Source organism: Ruegeria aquimaris (assembly GCF_025751555.1).
Classification (GTDB): domain Bacteria; phylum Pseudomonadota; class Alphaproteobacteria; order Rhodobacterales; family Rhodobacteraceae; genus Ruegeria_B; species Ruegeria_B aquimaris.
Map to the genome: position 1 here is coordinate 169,420 of NZ_JAOWLB010000006.1, position 18,308 is coordinate 187,727.

The following is an 18,308-nucleotide window of genomic DNA, read 5'->3' on the forward strand; positions in this document are numbered from 1 at the left end:
CATTCAGGCGCTGGTTCCGTAGGGTGGGCAATTTGCCCACCTTTCCGGTTGGGGTGGGCAAACTGCCCACCCTACGGGGTCAGAGCGGGATGTTGTCGTGCTTCTTCCACGGATTTTTCAGCGACTTGTTCCGCAGCGAGGCAAAGGCGCGGCTGACGCGTTTGCGGGTGCTGCGCGGCAGGATCACCTCGTCGATGAAGCCCTTTTCGGCGGCCACAAACGGGTTGGCGAAGCGGTTCTCATAGTCCTTGGTATGGGCCGCGATCTTTTCGGCATCGCCCAGGTCTGCGCGGTGGATGATCTCGGTCGCGCCCTTGGCGCCCATCACCGCGATCTCGGCGGTAGGCCAGGCATAGTTGAAATCGCCGCGCAGATGCTTGGAAGCCATCACGTCATAGGCGCCGCCATAGGCCTTGCGGGTGATCACGGTGACCTTTGGCACGGTGGCCTCGCCATAGGCGAACAGCAGCTTGGCGCCATGCTTGATGACGCCGCCGTATTCCTGGCTGGTGCCCGGCAGGAAACCCGGCACGTCAACCAGGGTCAGGATCGGGATTTCGAAACAGTCGCAGAAGCGGACAAAGCGCGCGGCCTTGCGGCTGCTGTCGATGTCGAGACAGCCGGCCAGCACCATCGGCTGATTTGCCACGACACCCACGGTCTGGCCCTCCAGCCGGATGAACCCGGTGATGATGTTCTTGGCGAAGTTTTCCTGGATCTCGTAGAAATCGCCCTCGTCCGCGATCTTGAGGATCAGTTCCTTCATGTCATAGGGCGAGTTGGCGTTTTCCGGCACCAGCGTGTCGAGGCTGGCCTCGATCCGGCCCGGCTCGTCGAAGAAGGGGCGCACGGGCGGCTTTTCGCGGTTGTTGAGCGGCAGGAAATCGACCAGGCGGCGGACCTCGGCCAGCGCCTCGACATCGTTTTCAAAAGCACCGTCGGCGACCGAGGATTTGCGGGTGTGGGTCGAGGCGCCGCCCAGTTCCTCGGCGGTCACCACCTCGTTGGTGACGGTCTTGACCACGTCGGGGCCGGTCACGAACATATAGGACGTGTCCTTGACCATGAAGATGAAGTCGGTCATCGCCGGGGAATAGACCGCGCCACCGGCGCAGGGGCCCATGATCACGCTGATCTGCGGCACCACACCGCTTGCCATGATGTTGCGCTGGAACACCTCGGCATAGCCCGCGAGGGAGGCCACGCCTTCCTGGATTCGCGCGCCGCCCGAGTCGTTCAACCCGATGACCGGCGCGCCGTTTTGCACCGCCATATCCATGATCTTGCAGATCTTCTGTGCGTGGGTTTCGCTGAGCGAGCCGCCAAACACGGTGAAATCCTGGGAAAAGACATAGACCATCCGGCCATTGATCGTGCCCCAGCCGGTGACCACGCCATCGCCCGCAGGCTTTTGTTTTTCCATGCCGAAATCGGTGCAGCGGTGACTGACGAACATGTCGAATTCTTCGAAGCTGTCGTCATCGAGCAGCAGTTCGATCCGTTCGCGCGCCGTCAGTTTGCCACGGGCGTGCTGGGCTTCGATCCGCTTTTGCCCGCCCCCCAGCCGCGCGGCGTCGCGGCGGGTTTCCAGCTCGGAAAGGATGTCTTTCATGGCGATTGTCCCTTGTGAAATTTGGAGGGACAATAGAGTGTCCGGACGTCGCCCCAAAGCACTATTCGGCAAATTTGCAAATTGTTGGCAAGCAGCGTTTTGCTAAATGCAAAATTGTTAATTAACACTTTAACTCTATCGGCTGACATGGACTCCACCAGAGGGCAGCCATAGATGTAAACCATGCGGTTCACTTCACCCACATCGCAGCGGACTCCGCCCAAGCTGGTCACGCTGATCCTGCTGTCGGGCCTGTCGGCGCTGGGGATGAACATCTTTCTGCCCAGCCTGCCGAACATGACCGCGTATTTCGACACCGATTATCGGCTGATGCAGCTCTCAGTGGCGCTGTACCTCGCTGTGAACGCGGCGATGCAGATCGTGATCGGCCCGATGGCGGACAAGGCCGGGCGGCGGCCGGTGATCCTGTGGGGGCTGGGCCTGTTCATGGCGGCGACGCTGGGCTGCATCGTGGCGCCGACGGCGGAGGTTTTCCTGTTCTTTCGCATGTGCCAGGCGGTGATCGCGGTCGGCATCGTGCTGAGCCGCGCCGCGGTGCGCGACATGTACGATCAGGATCAGGCGGCGTCGATGCTGGGCTGGGTGACGATGGGGATGGCGGTGGTGCCGATGATCGGCCCCGCCGTGGGCGGCCAGCTGGACCAGAACTTTGGCTGGCAGGCGAATTTCTGGCTGCTTCTTGCGCTGGGTGGCCTGGCGCTGGCGCTAACCTATTTCGACTTTGGCGAAACCGCGCTGAAAAGCGGCAAGACACTGGCACAGCAGTTCCGGGAGTATCCCGCCCTGCTGACCTCGCCCCGGTTCTGGGGCTATTCGATGGCCTGTGGCTTTTCCTCGGGGGCGTTCTTTGCCTATCTGGGCGGTGCGCCCTTTGTCAGCACCGAGGTGTTCGGGATGGAGCCGGGGCGCATGGGCCTGTTCTTTGGCGCGCCCGCGATCGGGTATTTTGCCGGGAACTTCCTGAGCGGCGCGTTCTCGACCCGGGTCGGGGTCAACCGGATGATCCTGTGGGGCAGCCTGATGAACACGCTGGGGGTGTTCCTGTCGCTGGCGATCATGATCGCGGGCATCGGCAACGAATACACGTTCTTTGGCTTCATGACCCTGGTGGGCGTTGGCAATGGCATGTCGATTCCCAATGCCACCGCCGGGGCCCTGTCGGTGCGCCCGCATCTGGCGGGCAGCGCCTCGGGGCTGAACGGGTCGATCATGCTGGGTCTGGGCGCGGCGCTGAGTGCGCTGGCGGGCGCCTTGCTGACGCCTGAAACCGGGGCGATGCCGCTTTTGTGGCTGATGTTTGCAACAGCCCTGCTAGGGGTGGCTGCCATTGTCGCGGTGATCTGGCGGGCGCGTCGGCTGGGCCTGTGAAGGCAGCGAGGCAAGGGTGCGCTCGACCCACTGCACGACCAGACGGATCCGCTCAAGCTCTCGCAGTTCGCGACGCACCATCAGCCAAAACTCACGCCTGGGCAGCGCACCATGTGTGAATGGCAGTTCGACCAGACGTGGCTCGGCATCGCCGACGATCCGGGGCAGCAGCGTCTTGCCATGGCCGCAGCAGACAAGCCGGAACAGGGTCTCGGCATCGTTGACCGAGATATGGGCCGCACCCTCGGCCCCTGCCGCGCGCGTGATCGCTGCCGCCTGAGGCAGGTAATGCATGCGTGGCTCATAGCCGATCCAGGGCAGATCCTGCACGGCACCGCGCGCGCCATAGGCGGCATAGTCAAGATCGCCCAGCTTGCGCGCCAGCACGCCCTGCCCGCCCTCTGTCGGGCGCGCGAGGCGCAGAGCAATATCGGCCTCGCCGCGCAATAGACTCAGATCCCGCGCCTCGGCAATCAGCTCCAGCCGCAATGTCGGAGCCGCCGCGCGCAGGCCGGAAAGCGCAGGCACAAGGATATGGTTGATCACCATGGGCACCGCGGTCAGACGCACGGTTCCAAGGGCACCGCCGGTGTCGGCCCCGGCCAGAGCCGCAACCGCCTGCATCTCGTCCCGCATGACCTCGGCAGGACGGTAGAGCCGACGTCCGAAATCGGTAAGTGTCAGGCCCTGCCCGCTCACCTCGACCACCTGTCGCCCCAGCGCCGCTTCCATCGCCCGCAGGCGCCGCGACACGGTGGTCTTGTCGACATCAAGGGAACGGGCCGCCGCCTTGAGGCTGCCGGTCTGCGCAACTGCCAGCAGGAACCGCATGTCATCCCAGTTCATGGCTGCAACTTTGCATTTTCTGAGTGCATATTTCCACCCTACGCTGTGGATGTGCAGCATGCGAGCTTTGTCCCGACCCATAGCGAAAGGACAGATCATGCTCTACCGTGTCACGTTTCAGGATAATCCCGGCCAGGAACATCTGCGCCAGAGGCATATGGCGGAACACCTTGCCTTTCTGGCAAGGCATGGCGCGGCCATTCAGGGCGCCGGGCCGCTGTTTGACGGGACCCAGGGGCGCGGCGGCATGTGGCTGGTCGAGGCCGCGACCCGCGCCGAGGTCCTGACCCTTGTCGAGGAGGATCCGTTCTGGCCCACGGGCCTGCGACAGAGCGTCGACGTGCTGGAATGGCGGCAGGTCTTTCGCGATGGCCGACCGGTCTGAGCTTGCGGGGCGCGCTTTGCAAACGTAACCTCTGCACAAGGTTAATTTGCAAAGAAGCGGCATCCGATGGCCACCCAGAAACTCTATGCCGGCGCCAAGCTGCGCGAGATCCGCAACCGCCTGTCGCTGACGCAAAAGGATTTCGCCGCCAAGCTGGGCGTGTCGCTGCCCTATCTGAACCAGATGGAGAACAACAACCGCCCGGTCTCGACCTCGGTGGTGCTGGCGCTGGCGCAGGAATTCGGGCTGGACGTGACCGAACTGAGCACCGGCGACAGCGAGCGGCTGGTCAGCGACATGCGCGAGGCGCTGGCGGACCCGATCTTTGCCGACGCGATGCCCCCTCTGGCCGATCTGCGCCTGACCGCGTCAAACGCACCGGCGCTGGCGCGCGCCTTTATCGAGCTGCACCGCACCTATCGCCAGACCCACGAACGGCTCGCCTCGCTGGACGAGGCGCTGGGGCGCGAGGATGCCCGCATCCAGGCCAGCCCCTGGGAGGAAGTGCGCGACTTCTTCCACTATTGCGACAACTATATCGACGCGGTCGATCACGCGGCAGAGCGGTTCGCGGCCCGGGCCCAGGCCGACGGGGTGCGTGGCGCGGCGCTGGCCGCACTGGCCGATCGCGGCATCACGGTCGAGCTGGCCGATATCGAGGCGCTGCGCCAATATGACCCCGCAACACGCCTGCTGCGGCTATCGACCCGCAGCGCGCCGCCGACCCAGGTGTTTCAACTGCTGTTGCAGGTGGCGCTGCTCAGCCAGAACTCGCTGCTGGAGGCAACGCTCGATTTCGCCCGTTTCCACAGCGAAGAGGCGCGCGCCATCGCCAAGATCGGGCTGGCCAATTACTTCGCCGGTGCGGCGCAGATGCCCTATGGCATCTTCCTGGAGGCCGCCCAACAGACCCGCCACGATCTGGAGCGGCTCAGCACCCGCTTCGGGGCCTCGATCGAGCAGGTGGCACACCGTCTCTCGACCCTGCAACGACCGGGCGCCAAGGGCATTCCGTTTTTCTTCGTCCGGGTCGATCAGGCAGGCACCATCACCAAGCGCCACTCGGCCACGCGGCTGCAATTCGCCCGCTTCGGCGGCGCCTGCCCGCTCTGGAACGTGCATCGCGCCTTTGAAACACCGGGGCATTTCCTGCGGCAACTGGCGGAAACGCCTGATGGAGTCCGCTATATATCGCTGGCGCGCGACGTCTCGAAAACGGGGGGGTCCTTCGGCGCGCCGGTGCGGCGCTACGCGATCGGGCTGGGCTGCGAGGTGCGCCATGCCGACCAACTGGTCTATGCCGATAATCTCGATGTCAGCAATGCCAGCGCCTACGAGCCGATCGGCATTTCCTGCCGCATCTGCGAGCGCAAGACCTGCCACCAACGCTCGGTGCCGCCGCTGGAGCGGCGCCTGAGCATCGACAGTGACCATCGCGGCACCCTTCCTTACGAGGTCAACTGATCTTCATTTCGCTGAAAATACTCCGGGGGAGTCGCTGCCAGGCGACGGGGGCAGCGCCCCCGCCCCTTTTGCTCAGGCCTTGGACAGGATGCCCCAGATCTCATCCTTCAGCGCCGCGCGCTTTTTGCGCAACTCGACCTCGGCCAGTTCCTCCATCGGTTCCACGTTGGTCTCGGCCCGGTGTACAGCCCGGTTGATCTCGTGATACTCGTCTGCCAGTTTGGAAAAATGCGCATCCGTCTGCTTGAGCTGGCTCATCAGATCGACCTTTTCGGGAAATTCCTCGGCCAGTTCATGCGGGGTATGGGACATCCGTTCGCTCCTTTTTCAATGTCAGCCCAGAAGCTAGACGCCCGCCACAAGGCCGACATTGACAGGGATCAAATCGGGTGCGGCAGGCGAGATTTTTCGACGAAAAATCTCTGCCCCTGCCTCACCGTTGCGAGGCCTCCCAACGTGGATTGATCCAGGGGATGTCATTGGCGCGCGGCAGCGGGTCACGGCCCAGAATATGGTCCGACATCTTCTCGCCCACCATGATCGAAGGCGCATTGAGATTGCCATTGGTGATCTGCGGAAAGATCGAGCTGTCGGCCACGCGCAGCCCCTCGACCCCAATCACCCGGCCCTGCCCGTCGACCACGGCGTTCGGATCATCCGCCCGACCCATGCGGCAGGTGCCGCAAGGGTGATAGGCGCTTTCGGCATGCTCGGCGATGAACGCGTTGAGTTCGTCGTCGCTCTGCACCGCAGCACCCGGCTGGATCTCCTTGCCGGCATAGGGTTTGAACGCGTCCTGCCCGAAGATCTCGCGCGTCAGCCGGATACAGGTGCGGAAATCGGCCCAGTCCTTTTCGTGGCTCATGTAGTTGAAGCGGATCACCGGTGCGTCCTCGGGCCGGTCCGAGCGCAGGGTGACCGCCCCGCGCGAGGGCGAGCGCATCGGCCCCACATGGGCCTGGAAGCCATGGCCCTCGGCCGCGGCCTGACCGTCATAGCGCACGGCGATGGGCAGGAAGTGATACTGGATATCCGGATAGGGCACGCCGGGTTGCGAACGGATGAAGGCCGCGCTTTCGAACTGGTTCGAGGCACCCAGCCCGGTCTTGGTGAACAGCCATTGCGCGCCGATCGCCGCCTTGCCCAACAGGTTCCAGTATTTGTAGAGCGTCACCGGCTGGATCGCGGCCTGCTGGATGTAAAGCTCCAGATGGTCCTGCAAGTTGGCCCCCACGCCGGGGCGGTCGGCCACGACCGCGATACCATGTTCGGCGAGGTGCGCCGCAGGGCCGATGCCCGACAGCATCAGCAGTTTGGGCGAGTTGATCGAGGAGGCCGCGATGATCACTTCGCGGCGGGCGCGGATCACCTCGGCCTTGCCGCCCCGGATGATCTCGACCCCGGTGGCGCGGCCCGCGTCCATCACCACGCGGGCGGCTAGGCCGCGCACCACGTCGCAGTTCTCGCGCTTGAGCGCCGGTTTCAGATAGGCATTGGCCGCAGACCAGCGCCGCCCCTTCCAGACGGTCTGCTCCATCGGGCCAAAGCCCTCCTGTTTCTCGCCGTTATAGTCGCCGGTGACCTCGTAACCGGCCTGACGCCCGGCCTCGACAAAGGCCTTGAACAGCGGGTTCGAGCGCGGCCCGCGGGTGACATGCAGCGGCCCGTCGGTACCGCGCCAGGCGGCATCGCCACCATGACCGCCATCGTGCCAGGTCTCCATCCGTTTGAAATAGGGCAGCACATCGGCATAGGCCCAGCCATCGGCGCCCATCTCGGACCAGGTGTCGAAATCCATCGCATGACCGCGCACATAGACCATGCCGTTGATCGAGGAGGACCCGCCGATCACCTTGCCGCGCGGGCAGACCAGGCGGCGGTTGTTCAGATGCGGCTCGGGCTCGGACAGGTAACCCCAGTCATAGCGCGACATGTTCATCGGATAGCTGAGCGCGGCGGGCATCTGGATGAACGGCCCGGCATCGGTGCCGCCATGTTCGATCACCAGAACCGAGGCCCCCGCCCCGCTGAGCCTGTAGGCCATGGCGCAGCCCGCGCTGCCGGCCCCCACGATGACAAAATCCGCTTCCATCCGTCTGTCTTTCCTTGCTGTCGGCGTCGCCTTGCACACGCCAAAGGGGGAACCCGGCCAACAGGGGCCGGGTCCGTTTGTGTCAGTGCACGCTCTCGACCTTGTGGAAGTCGAGCGCGCGATCTTCGGGGGATGTCCTGATTGCCATCACCGTGCTGCGGTGACGCAGCGCGATGTAGAGGACGCAGGCCAGGTACAGGCCGATCACGACCGAGCCGACCCACTGGATCTGGAGCCACTGGCTCTGGAACAGCAGAGTCAGTGCAAACAGCACGCCGACATTGCCCGCGATGTACAGCGGACGGCCCAGACGCTCGACCGTGATCGACAGGTTGTCGGTGTAAAGCCGGATCAGCGAGTCGAGCGAGTTGATGACAAAGGTGATGCCCACCGCGATCATCGCCACATTGGTCAGCCCGGCGGTGCTGATCCCGTTCTCGTGATAGAAGTAGAGGACCGAGAACCAGATCGCCAAGGGGATCGAGGGGAAGACCAGGAGCGCGATCAGCAATTGCCAGGTCTTCAGCCCGCCGACAAAGCGCGAGGTGAACTGGCCGATCATGATCGACCAGGCAAACCACCAGAACAGGTAGAAAGCGTGGTAATCGGTCAGCGGCAGCACAAATTCATGCAGGTTGCCGAAATAGGCGCCAAGCAGGCCAAGGTTCTGGCCGACACCGTCCAGGCCCATGCCCGCGCTGGCCCACATTCCCAGGATCAGCGCGATGAACAGAAAGGTCGAACCGACCGACAGAACGCGCACGTATTTCAGGTCGGTCGAGGAATAGGCCGCCGCCAGGATGGTCAGGAACACGATGAGATAGAAGGCGGGCACCACCGTCTCGCCATCGCCGATCTCGGGAACGTAGCCGGGCAGATAGATCAGGAACAGGCTGGCGGTAAAGGCGCAGGTGCCGATGATGACGATGTTGTTGATCAGCTTCACCAGCGGGATCTCGAAAAAGCCGACGCGCGGCTCGATCACGCAGAAATAGAAGGCGGTCAGGAAGTAGAAGGCCCAGATCAGAAAGCCCCAGAACCCGAACTCGATGGCCAGCGGGTTGGCAAAGGCATAGGCGGGCTCGTCTGCATAGCCGCCGAACTCGGCCAGCGGGAACATGATCAGCCCGACATCCAGGCCGGATGTGAACAGGATCGCGATGAAGGTGAACAGATGCACCGGCGTCGGGCCGATACAGGTCACGTCACGCCATTTGACGGTGCAGAAGGCCACCAGACCAAAGGTCAGGATCAGGCCGAAGCTCAGAATTCCGTTCAGTATCATTGCCCCTCCCTGGGAGTTGTTTCCGGCCTCCCTCCTCCGGGGTTGGCCGAATGAACATGGCAGATACCACTATTACCCGTTTAACAAAACAAAATCTTGTATGATCATTCAATTTTTTGCGTAACCCTTTAATCTTGCCTGCCCTCTCAGTTTGGCCAATATGGCCGCATGAGACGCAGACGCATTCGGGATATCCGCAATGACGAGTTGGTCGCCGCCGCGATCCGGTCGTTGCATCACAGGGGATTCGGGTCGGTCACCATGGCCGAGATCGCGGGCGAGGCCGGGGCATCGGCGGCGTCTATCAACTATTACTTCGGGTCCAAGGACCGGCTGATGGAAGAGACCATGCGCCGTCTGCTGTCCATCCTGCACACCGCGCTTCTGGCCCGGCTGGCCGAGGCACGGACCCCGCGCGACCGGCTGCTGGCGATTGTCGAGGCCAATTTCGACGACACGCTGTTCACCCCTGCGCAATGTTCGGTCTGGGTGCAGTTCTGGGCCAATGCGCCCTATACCAGCAGCCTGTCCCGCCTGCACCGGATCAACCGGGCGCGGGTGGCAAGCAACATCCGCCGGGAACTGCGGCAACTGGTGCCGGAACAGGGTCTGAACCGGGTGCAGACGACGATACAGGCCTATATGGATGGGGTCTGGATCGAAGCGGCGCAGGGGGGCACCGTGCCGGATGCAGCCGCGGCGCGGGCCGATGCCCGGGCGCTCGCGGAACTGTTGCTGGATCAGAGCCGTCAGTCTTTGGGGTCCTGACCCGCCCGTCAGACCGGCCGCGCGTCGAAGATGTAACGATTGAGAGAGAACATGTAGTCTCCGGCCTCTGCCACGGCTTTCTGATCGTCCTGCCAGCGTCGCCAGTCCTCGTCCGAGAAATCTGCTGCCGCCGCCGTGATCGATTCCATGAAACTTGCCGTGAGGTGGGCGTAATTGTCCGGTCCGGGCGTCCAGTTCAGCACAGTCAGGGTTTCGCGCGCCGTGACGGCGAAGCCAGCGGCTCTCAGGCGCCTAGACAGTGTTCGGGGCAGATAGGCGTCTGCATAGGGCCGGATATAGATGCGCATCGCCTTTGCCATCAGATCAGGATCCCGGGCGTTCCAGACTAGCGAACCCCAGTCAGTATCCAGAATGACAAGGCGGCCATCCGGGCGCAGCACCCGGCGCATTTCCCGCAACGCAGCCTCGGGATCGGGCAGGAAACAGAGGAGTTGCGCGGCGGTGACCGCATCAAAGCTGTCGTCATCGAACGGCAATTCACAGGCATCGCCCTGAACGAAACTGCCACCGGGGCACAGCGCGCGGGCCATCGCGATCATCGGTTCCGCCGCATCGAGACCGGTAACCGATCCCGAGTGTCCAACAATGCCGAGCATGTCCCGTACCATGATCCCATTGCCCGAGCCGATGTCGAGCACCGCCTCTCCGGGCTTGAGCGCGAGGTGGTCCAGTATGACCCGGCGCTGTGCCTTCATGTCAGGCGTGGCTGCGAGAGCCTCCTGTTTACGGCTCATTTCCGCGTCGTAGAAGCCCTGGGGCATGGCAATCTCCCGCAAATGGCTGGTCAGGGATGAACCCGAGAACACTATCACATCTGCCGAATTCTGGACAGGTTTGCCCGTGCTTGGCTGCTGGATCGAAGCCGGAGACGGAAGGGAAGACCACCTGTTGCATCAGGGATGATCACGACCCTCTGCAAAGGATTGCTTTTCCTTTCACTGCCGACTTTGGCTATGCTCGGCAAAGCTCCAGGCTGAGCCGAGAGATCATGGAAGGGGCCGTGTCATGCGCCGCGACGAACTGACTGAACGTTTCCGGGCCTTGCACGTTCCCGGTGATCCTCTGGTGATGCCGAACCCGTGGGATATCGGGTCGGCCAAGGTGATGGCCGGTTTGGGCGCGCGGGCTCTGGCGACGACCTCATCCGGGCACGGGTTTACCTTGGGTCTGGCGGATGGCGGTCAGATTTCGCGCGACATCGCCTTGCAGCACGCGGCCGACATCTGCGCCGCAGTCGATGTGCCGGTGAACGGCGATTTCGAGAACGGGTTCGGCGACAGTCCCGAAACCGTGGCCGAGACGGTGCGGCTGGCGGCGGAGGCGGGACTGGCCGGGGTTTCGATCGAGGATACCATGATGCCGTCCAAGGGGTCTTATTCCTTCGATCTGGCCCTGGCCCGGATCGAGGCGGCGGTGGCCGCCGCCCGCGCGGCGGGGATCGTGCTGACCGCACGCGCCGATGGCTGGCTGATGCGAAACTATGATCAGGCCGAGGCCTTGCGCCGGTGCGTGGCCTTTGCCCAAGCGGGTGCGGATGTGATCTATGCCCCGCTTGTCGATGCAGATACCACCCGGGCGCTAGTGGCCACCGGGACGCCGGTCAATCAGCTGGCAGCGGGGGAAATGCGGGACCTGACGACTGAACAGATGGGCGCGCTGGGGGTTGCCCGAATCTCGATCGGTGGCGGGTTGGCCCGGGTGACGCAGCAGATTCTGCTGGACGGCACCCGCGCCATGCTGGAGCGCGGCGATTTCACCCTGCTGAAAGGCGCGGCCAGTGTGGCAGAGGTCGAGGCGTTGCTGAACGGGTGAGGTCCGGCAATCCGGGCCATTCAGCGGATGCGATAGACCTTTGACACGATGCGCCAGCTGCCCTCGTGCAACAGCAGCGTGAGGAAATCGTCAAAGCGCATGCCGGCCCAGTCGTTTTCGACATGGACCACTGCGATATCCCCCTGCACCGAAACAGAACTGATTGCCCAGAACGGATCGGTTTCCGCGTCCGCCGCTTCCTCGCACATGGCGATGAACGCGTCGCGGGAGTTCCAGAGCAGCTCTCCTTCGTAATGGCCCACCTCGCTGGCCTTGTCGAAGAATATCCGCTCCAACGTAGGCCGGTCGCCCCGGGTCATCGCCATCACGTAGGTTTCGACAAGAGCGGTCAACGCCGCGATGTGTTCTGAAGTGGTCATGATCTCCCCCTATTGGCGGCAGAAGTCTAGCCGATCAGGACCGGAAATGCATGCCCGAAGAGCACCGCCTTGCCTAACGAAGGTCACTTGGCAGGGCATGTAAAGATCGGTGCCACAGCCACTTTGGCCGTGGCCCTATATTGTTGAGAGTTAAGGTTACTCTCCTCTGGGAAAGCGCTGGCTTTCCTCCAGATTGTCCAAGTTCATGTGGTTGCGCATGTAGCGTTCCGAGGCCTTTTGCAGCGGCTGGTAATCCCAGGGGTAATAGCCGCCCTGACGCAGCGCCTCGTAAACCACCCAGCGGCGGGCCTGGCTGGCGCGCACCTCGGCATCGAAGCGGTCGAGATCCCAACGGGCCTGGGATTTGGCGCGCAGGCTCTGCACCGTGCCCTGATGGTCCGGGTGATCCGCAAGGTTGGTCAACTCGTGCGGGTCGGCATCCAGATCGAAAAGCTGGTCGGGGTCGAGCGCGCAGCGGTTGTACTTCCATTTGCCATAGCGCATCGACACGAGCGGCGCATAAGAGGCCTCGGCGGCGTATTCCATCAGCACCGGCGCCGTGCGCTCGGTGCCGTTGGCCAGCGACACCAGGCTGGTGCCATCGGTCCAGGGCGCGATTTCGGCCATGTCGACACCGGCCAGTTCGCCCAGCGTGGGCGTCACGTCGATGGTCGAGACCGGCGTGTCGATGCGCCCCGGGGCCATGCCCGGCGCGGCCACCATCAGCGGCACTCTGGCGGAGCCTTCGTAGAAGTTCATCTTGAACCATAGCCCGCGCTCGCCCAGCATGTCGCCGTGATCCGAGACAAAGAGGATGATCGCCTCTTGCCGGGTGGTTTCCAGCACCTCGAGGATCTCTCCTACCTTGTCATCCAGATAGGAGATATTGGCGAAATAGGCGCGGCGTGACTTGCGGATGTCGTCCTCGGTGATGTCGAAATTGCGCCAGTCATTGGCGTCGAAGATGCGCTTGGCATGCGGGTCGTGGTTGTCGTAGCCCAGATCGCCCACCTCTGGCAGCAGGTGTTCGCAATCCTCGTAGAGGTCCCAATATTTGCGCCGCGCCACATAGGGGTCATGCGGATGGGTGAACGAGACGGTGACACACCAGGGACGGCCATCCTTGCCGCGCGCCAGATCGTAGAGCTTGGCCTTGGCGTGATGAGCGACCTCGTCGTCATATTCCATCTGGTTGGTGATCTCGGCCACGCCCGCGCCGGTGACCGAGCCCATGTTGTGATACCACCAGTCGATGCGCTCGCCCGGTTTGCGATAATCGGGCGTCCAGCCGAAATCGGCCGGGTAGATATCGGTGGTCAACCGCTCCTCGAACCCGTGTAGCTGGTCGGGGCCGACAAAATGCATCTTGCCCGACAGGCAGGTGTAATAGCCCGCGCGGCGCAGGTGATGGGCATAGGTCGGGATATCGCTGCGGAACTCGGCGGCGTTGTCATAGACCCCGGTGCGCGACGGCAACTGGCCGGACATGAAGCTGGCCCGCCCCGGCGCGCAGAGCGGCGAGGCGGTATAGGCATTGGCGAAACGGGTCGAGCGCGCCGCGAGCTGTTTCAGATTTGGCGCATGCAGCCAGTCGGCGGGACCGTCGGGAAAGAGGGTGCCGTTGAGCTGATCCACCATCAGGATCAGAATATTGGGTTGGGTCATTTACCGGCCTCTATCAGGGTGTCGAGCACGCGCAGCGCGTGGGTACAGGCGATCTCGGGCGCTTCGGGCGCATCCAGAGCAGCGTGAATATAGAGCCCGTCGATCAGCGCGCGCATGTCGCGGGCGACATCCAGAGGGTTGGCAACGACCGGGCGCAATGCATGGACAAGGTTCGAATAGAGCCTGGCCTGGTAGATGCGCCAGAGCCGCAGTGCATCGGCATTGGTCTGCGACAGCATGTAGAAGGTCATCCAGGCGGCGATCACGTCGGGCGTGAAACAGGAATGGGCAAAGCAGGCCCGCACGATGGCATGCGGGCGCCGGTCGGTCGGGCAGTTCCGCAACTCGTCACGCGCCTCGCCGCCGAATTCCGTCAGGATATGACGCATGGCGGCGAGAAAGATCTGGTCCTTGCCGCCGAAATAGTGATGCGCCAGGGCGCTGGATATCCCCGCCCGCTTGGCGATCTGGCTGACGGTCACGTCGAGGCTTTTCTGGACGCCAAGCTCGGCGATCGTCGCCTTGACGATGGCGTCGCGCCGGATCGGCTCCATTCCGGTTTTCGGCATGCGCCCTCCCTTGCCCCACGACCGCTATTGGGAGGAAGGCTAGGTTTATTATATTGATCCGTCAATCAATGAAGGGCCACGTTCCGCGCCGCCCGATCATGATGCGGACGGCGCGGCCTTGTCCGGGTGCCGCCGTTACTCGGCGGCGCGCAATTCGGCGCCTTGCGGCACGACCTCGTATCCGGGCTCTTCGGGCTCGTCATCGACCATCTCGGCCGGGAAGCCGGGGGCCAGGATCGACAGGCCGGTCGCCTCTTCGAGGCGGCGGATGATATCGTCGGACTGGGCGCGGTCGCCATAGCGGCGGATGCCGTCATTGAAGATCTCGATCATCAGCGGCGAAATTTCCAGCGGCACGCCGGCGCGGTCGGCGATGGTCTGGAACAGGCCGATATCCTTTTTCACCAGATCCATGGTGAAGTTGATGTCGCGGCTGCCGTTCAGGATCACCTGGCTTTCGGTTTCATGCACGAAGGAGGTGCCGGAACTGATCTTGATCGCCTCGTAAGTGGTGTTCATGTCCATCCCGGCGGCCTTCATCGTCACCAGCGCCTCGCAACAGGTCAGCAGGTTGGCGGTGGCGAGATAGTTGGTCATCACCTTGAGCACCGAGGCGGAGCCGAGCGGGCCGGTGTGCAGGATGCGGCGGCCCATGATGGTGAGGAACGGCAGGATGCGTTCAAAGGTGGCGCGGTCGCAGCCCGCAAAGATCGAGATATTGCCGGTATCGGCCCGGTGGCATCCCCCCGAAACCGGGCAGTCGACGGCGGCGCCGCCGCGCGCGATCACATGCGCACCGAGGCGCTTTACCTCGGCCTCGTCCGTGGTCGACATTTCGAGCCAGATCTTGCCCTCTTTTACCTCGGGCAGCATTTCGTTCATGACCGAGGCGCTGGCGGCGGGCGATGGCAGGCAGGTGATCACGGCGTCACAGTCGCGCATCATCTGTGCCGGGCCTGCGGCCGCCTTGGCACCGCGCGACACAAAACCTGCGACCAGATCGGGATTGAGGTCGTGCACCGTCAGATCGACACCATTGCGCAGGAGCGAGCCCGAGAGCTTGCCGCCCACATTGCCCAATCCGATGAACCCTACTTTCATATTATCCTCCCAGCGGGGAACACCCCGGATGATTTGTTTCGGGCGCAGTATCGGCTCGGGTATTCACAAAGAGAAACGAATAAAAATATCAAATATACCTATAATTTTTTTGTGATAAATGGCCTGAAGCCAGGCGCGTGCAAAATTCTGAACAGAATTTTGGTCCAGAAAATTTGTAATTTTCTGGGCGGCGCGCGAGGGGGCGCTGGAGGGACGAAAGATGGACAGGCTACCAAACCCGACCTGGTTGCGGACGTTCGAGGCCGCCGCCAGACATCTGAACTTCACCGAAGCCGCGCGAGAGCTTGGATTGACCCAGACCGCCGTTTCGCTGCATATCCGCTCGCTCGAAGCCGATCTGGGCGAGCGGCTGTTCACCCGCTCGGCCCGGCGTCTGGCGTTGACGGAACTGGGACGGTCCTATGCGCTGACGGTGCGCCGGGCACTGGCCGATATTGCCCTCTCGACAAACAGCCTGTTCGGACCAGCGACCCGCCAGACCCTGCGCATTCGCGCGCCGATCTCGACCGCGACCTACTGGATTGCCACGGAACTGCCCGCGTTTGCGGCGGCCTATCCGGATATCCCGGCGCGGCTGGTGTCGAACATCTGGGGCGACGGACCGGAAAACGAGGATGTCGACCTGGATATCCGCCTGGGTCACGGCGACTGGCCCGGCTTGTTGGCCGAAAAGCTGTGCGACGAGACCATCGTGCCGATTGGCCGTGCGGATGGTCCGCCGCTGTCGCCCGAGGCGCTGCGCGCCGCGCCGCAGATCCATATCCTGGGCTACGAGGACAACTGGGCGCGCTGGTTCGAGGCGCAGGGGCTGCCGCCCGCAGAGCGGACGGCGCTGTTTTCGGTTGATACCACCGTCTCGGCCATTCAACTGGTGCTGGCCGGGGCGGGCCATGCCACCATCCTGACCCGCTTTGCCCGCAATGCCATCGCGCAGGGCATGCCCTTGCGCCTGGCGGGCGAACCGATTCCTTTTTCCCAGTCGCATTACCTGATCCGGCCGCCAGGGGCGGCCGCCTCGCCAGCCCGGGCGCAGCTCTTTCTGTCTTGGTTGCGGAGGCGGGTCGGAGCGGATGCCGCTGGATGATCCCCAGCGGTCGCTTTTCTGCAAAGCCCCGTGTCCCCCGGTCCGGCGTGCTTGACAAGTCCCCCGCGCTTGCCGCATGTGCCTGCTGTTGGTGTCCGGGAAACCGGATGAAAAGGGAATGTGCCAGCGGACCGGCGAAAGGCCGGGCGTCAAGCGCAGCCGCCCCCGCGACCGTGACCGGAGAGGGTGCCCAAGCCACTGGCCGATTGGCCGGGAAGGCGGGACGCCCGACAGGGCAAGACCCTGACATCCGCAAGCCGGGAGACCTGCCAACACCCGAAGACAAGACCGGACGGGGTGTTCCGGTGTCGGGTCCATGTCCGAGAGCGTGGCCCGCGCAAGCCCCGTCCCCCGCACCAGACGAGGGGGGGTGAGAGACATGACCGAAGCTGCACCAGTCGAACTGCTGGTCTGCACCACATGCCGCCGCGGAGTGCAGGTCGAGGACGATGCCCAGCGCCCCGGTGCCCTGTTGCATCGCGCGCTGAGCGCCGCCGAACTGCCCGAAGGGGTCACCGTGAGGCCGGTAGAATGCCTGTCCAATTGCGATCAGGGTTGCTCGATCGTGTTGCGCGGCGGACCGACGCGCTGGACCTTTGTCTATGAGAACCTCGATGAGTCCAACGATGTTGCCACCATCGTCGAGGGTGTCACCAAATATCACGCCACCGCCGACGGGCTGGTCCCCTGGCGCGAGCGTCCCCCCCATTTCCGCAAGAACTGCGCCGCGCGCATCCCCCCGATCGGAGCCTGAGCCATGAGCACCCTTGAAAAACTTCCCGTTACCGTGATCACCGGCTTTCTCGGCGCGGGCAAGACCACGCTGATCCGCCACCTGATGCAGAACCCGCAAGGCAAGCGGCTGGCCGTGGTGGTCAACGAGTTTGGCGATGTGGGCGTCGATGGCGAGATCCTGAAAAGCTGCGCAATCCCGGAATGCCCGGCGGAAAACATCATGGAACTGGCCAACGGCTGCATCTGCTGCACCGTGGCCGATGATTTCATTCCCACCATCGAGGCGCTGATGGCGTTGGAGCCGCGACCCGATCACATCCTGATCGAGACCTCGGGCCTGGCGCTGCCGAAGCCGCTGCTCAAGGCGTTCGACTGGCCCGATATCCGCTCGAAAATCACCGTGGACGGTGTGATCGCACTGGCCGATGCCGAGGCGGTGGCGGCGGGCCGCTTCGCGCCCAATGTGGCGGCGGTGGATGCCCAGCGCCTGGCGGATGACTCGATCGACCATGAAACGCCTCTGTCCGAGGTGTTCGAGGATCAGATCAGCTGCGCTGACATCATCCTGCTGACCAAGCCGGATCTGGCAGGCCCCGAGGGCGTGGCCCGCGCGCGCGAGGTGATCGCCGCCGAGGCCCCCCGCCCGCTGCCGGTGGTCGAGGTGGCCGAGGGTGCCGTGGATGTTCGGGTGATCCTGGGCCTTGGCGCTGCCGCCGAGGACGACATGGACGCCCGCCCCAGCCATCACGACGGCCATGACGATCACGAGCATGACGATTTCGAAAGCATCGTGGTGGAACTGCCCGAGCAAACCGACCCGGCAGAGCTGGTTGCGCGGATAGAGCGGCTGGCCAACGAGTTGAACATCCTGCGCGTCAAGGGCTATGCCGCCGTAGCGGGCAAGCCCATGCGCCTGCTGGTACAAGCCGTGGGCGCACGGGTGCGCCACCAGTATGACCGCCCGTGGCAACCCGGAGAGGAGCGCCGCTCGCGCATGGTGGTGATCGCCGAACATCACGACATCGACGAGGCCGCGATCCGCTCGATACTGACCGGTATCGAAGAGCCTGCGGAGTAAG

Annotated in this window: 18 protein-coding genes and 1 riboswitch; of the genes, 8 read left to right on the top strand and 10 right to left on the bottom strand. The window is 63.6% G+C overall.

Going from position 1 to position 18,308, the window contains the following annotated elements:
* Positions 1-79: 79 nt before the first annotated feature.
* On the bottom strand, positions 80-1,612 hold the full coding sequence (locus tag OE747_RS11150) for an acyl-CoA carboxylase subunit beta (RefSeq protein ID WP_263828679.1): 1,533 nt from the start codon (positions 1,610-1,612) through the stop codon (positions 80-82).
* A 183-nt stretch (positions 1,613-1,795) separates the two neighbouring features.
* Between OE747_RS11150 and OE747_RS11155 the strand changes: the two genes are divergently transcribed.
* Positions 1,796-3,001, top strand: coding sequence for a multidrug effflux MFS transporter (locus OE747_RS11155; RefSeq protein ID WP_263828680.1), 1,206 nt, complete (start codon positions 1,796-1,798; stop codon positions 2,999-3,001).
* On the opposite strand, the gene OE747_RS11160 is transcribed toward OE747_RS11155, so the two are convergent.
* Positions 2,945-3,847 (bottom strand): LysR family transcriptional regulator, encoded by a 903-nt coding sequence (locus tag OE747_RS11160; protein ID WP_263828681.1) that lies wholly within the window; start codon positions 3,845-3,847, stop codon positions 2,945-2,947. The two genes, OE747_RS11155 and OE747_RS11160, sit on opposite strands and share 57 nt — an antisense overlap.
* 97 nt (positions 3,848-3,944) lie before the next feature.
* Here OE747_RS11160 and OE747_RS11165 point away from each other — a divergent pair, with 97 nt between their 5' ends.
* Complete coding sequence (locus OE747_RS11165) at positions 3,945-4,232, top strand: YciI family protein (protein ID WP_263828682.1); 288 nt, start codon at positions 3,945-3,947, stop codon at positions 4,230-4,232.
* 66 nt (positions 4,233-4,298) lie between these two features.
* Complete coding sequence (locus OE747_RS11170; protein ID WP_263828683.1) at positions 4,299-5,696, top strand: helix-turn-helix domain-containing protein; 1,398 nt, start codon at positions 4,299-4,301, stop codon at positions 5,694-5,696.
* 72 nt (positions 5,697-5,768) lie between these two features.
* Here OE747_RS11170 and OE747_RS11175 read toward each other — a convergent pair whose 3' ends face one another.
* From OE747_RS11175 to OE747_RS11185, 3 genes are all read right to left on the bottom strand, one after another.
* Positions 5,769-6,008, bottom strand: a complete 240-nt coding sequence (locus tag OE747_RS11175) for a YdcH family protein (protein WP_234137578.1) — start codon at positions 6,006-6,008, stop codon at positions 5,769-5,771.
* 121 nt (positions 6,009-6,129) lie between these two features.
* On the bottom strand, positions 6,130-7,788 hold the full coding sequence (gene betA / locus OE747_RS11180; protein ID WP_263828684.1) for a choline dehydrogenase: 1,659 nt from the start codon (positions 7,786-7,788) through the stop codon (positions 6,130-6,132).
* Between the two features lie 82 nt (positions 7,789-7,870).
* Positions 7,871-9,067, bottom strand: a complete 1,197-nt coding sequence (locus tag OE747_RS11185; protein WP_263828745.1) for a BCCT family transporter — start codon at positions 9,065-9,067, stop codon at positions 7,871-7,873.
* A 174-nt stretch (positions 9,068-9,241) separates the two neighbouring features.
* On the opposite strand from OE747_RS11185, the gene betI (OE747_RS11190) reads away from it, so the two are divergent.
* Positions 9,242-9,841, top strand: coding sequence for a choline-binding transcriptional repressor BetI (betI, locus tag OE747_RS11190; protein WP_263828685.1), 600 nt, complete (start codon positions 9,242-9,244; stop codon positions 9,839-9,841).
* Between the two features lie 8 nt (positions 9,842-9,849).
* On the opposite strand, the gene OE747_RS11195 is transcribed toward betI (OE747_RS11190), so the two are convergent.
* Positions 9,850-10,623, bottom strand: a complete 774-nt coding sequence (locus OE747_RS11195) for a methyltransferase domain-containing protein (protein ID WP_263828686.1) — start codon at positions 10,621-10,623, stop codon at positions 9,850-9,852.
* Between the two features lie 244 nt (positions 10,624-10,867).
* Here OE747_RS11195 and OE747_RS11200 point away from each other — a divergent pair, with 244 nt between their 5' ends.
* Complete coding sequence (locus tag OE747_RS11200; protein ID WP_263828687.1) at positions 10,868-11,674, top strand: isocitrate lyase/PEP mutase family protein; 807 nt, start codon at positions 10,868-10,870, stop codon at positions 11,672-11,674.
* A gap of 20 nt (positions 11,675-11,694) precedes the next feature.
* On the opposite strand, the gene OE747_RS11205 is transcribed toward OE747_RS11200, so the two are convergent.
* The 4 genes from OE747_RS11205 to OE747_RS11220 form a co-directional block, all read right to left on the bottom strand.
* Entirely contained in the window at positions 11,695-12,054 is a 360-nt protein-coding gene (locus OE747_RS11205; protein WP_263828688.1) for a nuclear transport factor 2 family protein, read from the bottom strand.
* A 156-nt stretch (positions 12,055-12,210) separates the two neighbouring features.
* The gene (betC, locus tag OE747_RS11210; RefSeq protein WP_263828689.1) at positions 12,211-13,719 is read right to left on the bottom strand and encodes a choline-sulfatase; all 1,509 of its coding nucleotides are present in this window, start codon (positions 13,717-13,719) and stop codon (positions 12,211-12,213) included.
* Positions 13,716-14,288 (bottom strand): transcriptional regulator BetI, encoded by a 573-nt coding sequence (gene betI / locus OE747_RS11215; RefSeq protein WP_263828690.1) that lies wholly within the window; start codon positions 14,286-14,288, stop codon positions 13,716-13,718. Before betI (OE747_RS11215) ends, betC begins: the two co-directional genes overlap by 4 nt.
* Before the next feature lie 135 nt (positions 14,289-14,423).
* Entirely contained in the window at positions 14,424-15,389 is a 966-nt protein-coding gene (locus tag OE747_RS11220) for an NAD(P)-dependent oxidoreductase (protein ID WP_263828691.1), read from the bottom strand.
* 220 nt (positions 15,390-15,609) lie between these two features.
* Here OE747_RS11220 and OE747_RS11225 point away from each other — a divergent pair, with 220 nt between their 5' ends.
* The 3 genes from OE747_RS11225 (at position 15,610) to cobW (ending at position 18,307) form a co-directional block, all read left to right on the top strand.
* Positions 15,610-16,494 carry a LysR substrate-binding domain-containing protein gene (locus OE747_RS11225; RefSeq protein ID WP_263828692.1) on the top strand — a complete coding sequence of 295 codons (885 nt, stop codon included), beginning with the start codon at positions 15,610-15,612 and terminating at the stop codon, positions 16,492-16,494.
* A 72-nt stretch (positions 16,495-16,566) separates the two neighbouring features.
* A riboswitch (cobalamin riboswitch) is annotated at positions 16,567-16,782 on the top strand.
* Between the two features lie 91 nt (positions 16,783-16,873).
* A complete protein-coding gene (locus OE747_RS11230) occupies positions 16,874-17,248 on the top strand; it encodes a DUF1636 domain-containing protein (protein ID WP_263828693.1) in 375 nt (124 codons plus the stop codon).
* Positions 17,249-17,251: 3 nt separating this feature from the next.
* The gene (gene cobW / locus OE747_RS11235) at positions 17,252-18,307 is read left to right on the top strand and encodes a cobalamin biosynthesis protein CobW (protein ID WP_263828694.1); all 1,056 of its coding nucleotides are present in this window, start codon (positions 17,252-17,254) and stop codon (positions 18,305-18,307) included.
* The last annotated feature ends 1 nt before the right edge of the window (position 18,308 follow it).